Here is a 4,034-nt window from a genome sequence, read left to right as displayed (position 1 = left end):
GACCCAGATTTCGGGGGTGAACATCATCCGCACCGCATTGAACCAGTGACGGTCGCGACCGCCCATGACGCCTTCCAGCGCCGCCTCCAGGGCATTGGCCACGGTGCTGGAGCAATTGCGGTGGGTCAGGTTGTAGATTTCGGTGCGGCGATAGTGCTGCCAGAAGCGATCCAGCGAAGCCCGGCGATAGTCGCGGAAGACGATCTTCTCGGTCGATTCGCACCAGGCCGCTGCTTCGCTGGCGTAGTCGGTCAGGTAGCGTCCCTTGACGTCGTTCTCGGCGGTGGCCCGCAACAGGCGCGCAAACTGGTCAGGCGAGCGGTCGATTTCCTCGGCCGGATAGAGGCTGATGTAGAGATCGGGCTGAATCTCCAGCGCCGCATGGCCGGTGGAGATGACGCCATTGAGGTCGACGGCGGCGATGTAGCGGTCGATCACCGGCTGTCGCCGCGCCGGTCCCTTGGCGCTGCCGGTGGGCGTCCAGACGTGTACGGTCAGGGGCGCAGCCACGGTGGCCCGCGTGGTCTCTGTGGCCTCGGTGGTATCAGAAGAGGCCGGACGCAGGCGCGACTGCAGGTCGGCCGCACCGTCATGCAGCCCGGCGTCGAAGGGTCGGTCGTCGCCGCTGTTGCGCTCCACCAGCACATCGGCCGAGGCCTGCTGCGGCAGCATGCGGCTGCGCAGCGCCAGCCAGATCATGTTCCAGCCGCCGAAGATCAGGCCCAGTGCCAGGCAATAGGGCACGGTCCCCTTGTAGTGGGTGGGATAGGGCTGGAAGAAGAAGATCGCCAGCACGATCTGCACCAGTCCCCCCAGCATGGCGGTGCGCCAGCGCGGGAAACGGACCACCAGTGCCGAGGTGATCTGCAGCGAGCCGCCGATGGTGAAGGCAATGCCGAACAGCATGGCCAGCGCCATGTTGCTGGCCTGGTGCTGGGTGATGACCAGGATGGCAATGAGCAGGAACAGGGTCCCCTTGACGTAACGCAGGGTCTTCTGCGCCCCCATGCCACTGTTGGCCACCCACAGCGTGACCAGGCTCTCAAGCAACAGCAGGTAGCCGAACAGGGTCAGCGGAAAATTGAGCACGCCGTCCAGGGCATCGATCATCAGCGATACGCCGATGGCACCCCAGGCCAGGCCGGCCACAGCCAATGCATGCCAATTGCGGCGGATGAAATCCGCCCCCAGCAACAACAAGACGAGTCGTATCACGGCGTTCCCCGGGGCGCATGCCCTTCCCTTTAGCGATCCCGCATTTTCAGGGATTACGTGCCGCGAGGCAAATTGTGCATTTTCAGCGACGGCAACACAGGTGACGCGGGGCTGCACAATGCCGCACAATGCGCGCTCATCCTGCTTTGCGTGCCGCCCATGTCCTTTTCCGTCCTGCTCTCGGCCGTGGCCAGCAGCCTGCTGCTGCCACCGGTCTCCCCCCTGCTGCTATGCCTGGCCGGCTGGCTGTGGCGGCGCCGGGCACCACGCACCGGCGCGGCGCTGGTGCTGTTGGGGGTGGCCAGCCTGCTGCTGCTCAGTACCCGGATGGGCGCCCTGTGCCTGATCGCCCCGCTGGAACACCAGTACCCGCCGCTGGCAAGTGTGGGGGATGCCCAGGCCATCGTCATCCTCGGTTCCGGCCGGATCGACCAGGCGCCGGAATACGGCGGGCTGGACGACGCCACGCCGATCGGCATGAAGCGGCTGCAATACGGCGCCGCCCTGCATCGCCAGAGCGGTCTGCCCATCCTGGTCACCGGGGGCAGTCCGGACGGCTCGCCGCAGAGCGAGGCCGAACTGATGGCGCGGGTGCTGCAGCGCGATTTCGGCGTACCGGTACGCTGGCAGGAGCGCCATGCCGACACCACTGCCGACAACGCCACCCTCTCGGCGGCCATGCTCAAGGCGGAGGGTATCGAGCGCGTCATCGTCGTCACCGACAGCATCCACATGCCGCGTGCCATGCGCGCCTTCGCCCGCACCGGGCTGCAGGCCAGGGCTGCGGCCACGCTGTTCCTGGTGCCGGCACGCGCGCGCGTGACCGATTACCTGCCCGGCGCCAGCCACCTGCAGATGGCCAGCTACGCCCTGCGCGAATGGATAGGCCAGGCCTGGTATCGCCTGCGTACTGCCGTCAGCCCATGAAGTGACCCCCCTTCCGCCTCCTGTTCGCGCCTTCGCCCTTGTCATCAATCGGTAAAGTGACAAGGTCACCCAGGCTGCTGCGGTTTCGCCGTCCGGGTGAGTTTCAGGGTGTCATTGTTCTTATCGTGCTCACAGAAAGTGATGTGTCCGGGGCCAGCGTCCCGCCGCAATCGCTCCGGCGCAAGGATGCCGGGGAGCCTCCACCAACCAATGGGAGATCTACATCATGGGCCAGTTGTCCTTCAGCAAGAAACTTTGGCTGCCGCTCGTACTGAGCCTCATCGCACTTCTGGCCATTTCCGTCTTCAGCGCCTTCATGGTGCGCCAGGTCCGTCTGGAAGAACGCAAGGCCGACCTGACCAACATCGGCCAGACCGCGCTGTCGCTGGTCAAGGGCTACGGCGCCCTGGCCGAGGGCGGCACCATGAGCAAGGAAGAAGCACAAAAGCGCGCCAAGGCCGCCATCAAGAGCCTGCGCTATGGCAGTGATGGCTACTTCTCGATTTCCACCTCGGCCCAGATCATCGTCATGCACCCGATCAAGCCCGAACTGGATGGCAAGGACCTGACCAACTTCAAGGACCCGGCCGGCAACAACCTGTTCGTCGAGATCACCAAGGCCGGCAGCCAGCCCAATGGCGGCTTCGTCCACTATCTGTGGCCCAAGGTCGGCGCAGCCGAACCGGTGGCCAAGACCTCTTTCGTGATCTCCTATCAGCCCTGGGACTGGCACCTGACCACCGGCGCCTACATGGATGACATCAATGCCGCCTTCATGCGCAGCCTGTGGCAGATGGTGATCCTGTTCGCCGTGGTGGCTGCTGCGCTGGTGGGCCTGGTGATCGTGATCAATCGTGGCATCCTGCGTACCATCGGCGGCGATCCGGCCAAGGCGGCCGACGTGGCCAACCGCATCGCCCAGGGCGACCTCACGCCCAACATCGAGACCGCGCCGGGTGACCGCAGCAGCCTGCTGTTTGCGGTGCGCAGCATGCGTGATTCGCTGCTCAATACCATCACCAATATCAAGACCTCGGCCGACACGATTGCCACCGCCTCGCAGGAAATCGCCAGCGGCAACCTCGACCTGTCCGGCCGCACCGAACAGCAGGCCGGCTCGCTGGAAGAAACCGCCTCGGCCATGGAACAACTGACGGCCACCGTCAAGCAGAACGCCGACAACGCGCGCCAGGCCAACCAGTTGGCCGAATCGGCCTCGGACGTGGCCATCCAGGGCGGCAGCGTGGTCAGCCAGGTAGTGCAGACCATGGAAGGCATCACCGACAGTTCACGCAAGATCGCCGACATCATCGGGGTGATCGACGGTATCGCCTTCCAGACCAATATCCTGGCCCTGAACGCGGCGGTGGAAGCAGCCCGTGCCGGCGAACAGGGACGCGGCTTTGCGGTGGTGGCTTCGGAGGTGCGCTCCCTGGCCCAGCGTTCGGCCTCGGCGGCCAAGGAGATCAAGGCCTTGATCGATGACTCGGTCGCCAAGGTCGATACCGGCAGCAAGCTGGTCGAACAGGCCGGCGCCACCATGACCGAAGTGGTGGCCAGCGTACGCCGGGTGACCGATATCGTGGGCGAGATCAGCTCGGCCAGCCAGGAACAGAGCGCCGGCATCGCCGAGGTGGGGCGCGCCATTACCCAGATGGACGAGGGTACCCAGCAGAATGCTGCGCTGGTGGAACAGGCTGCCGCGGCCGCCCAGTCGCTGCAGGATCAGGCGGCGACCCTGGCCGGTCTGGTGGGTGGCTTCCACATCGACGGCAGCCATGCCCGCATGGCGCAGACAGCGCCGGTCGCTCCCAAGGCGCCGGTGCGTCCGGCCGCACCGGCAAGTACGCCGGCCTCTGCGGCTACCCCTCCCAAGCCGGCTGCGGCCCGAC

The 4,034-nt window shown here is 65.7% G+C and carries 3 protein-coding genes; 2 read left to right on the top strand and 1 reads right to left on the bottom strand.

The features are described 5' to 3' along the window. A partial coding sequence (locus HFRIS_RS24320; RefSeq protein ID WP_420865074.1) for an HdeD family acid-resistance protein occupies positions 1-1,110 on the bottom strand: 1,110 nt, incomplete at its 3' end. Between the two features lie 264 nt (positions 1,111-1,374). Between HFRIS_RS24320 and HFRIS_RS24315 the strand changes: the two genes are divergently transcribed. Together HFRIS_RS24315 and HFRIS_RS24310 are read left to right on the top strand one after the other, a co-directional pair. Next, positions 1,375-2,142 carry a YdcF family protein gene (locus tag HFRIS_RS24315; protein ID WP_039877265.1) on the top strand — a complete coding sequence of 256 codons (768 nt, stop codon included), beginning with the start codon at positions 1,375-1,377 and terminating at the stop codon, positions 2,140-2,142. Positions 2,143-2,368: 226 nt separating this feature from the next. After that, positions 2,369-4,034: methyl-accepting chemotaxis protein (locus HFRIS_RS24310; RefSeq protein WP_006465683.1), on the top strand; the 1,666-nt coding region annotated here is incomplete at its 3' end.

Source organism: Herbaspirillum frisingense GSF30, assembly GCF_000300975.2.
Lineage (GTDB): Bacteria > Pseudomonadota > Gammaproteobacteria > Burkholderiales > Burkholderiaceae_D > Herbaspirillum > Herbaspirillum frisingense.
Note: the sequence above shows the minus strand (reverse complement) of the source record. Positions and strands in the feature narration are given on the sequence as shown.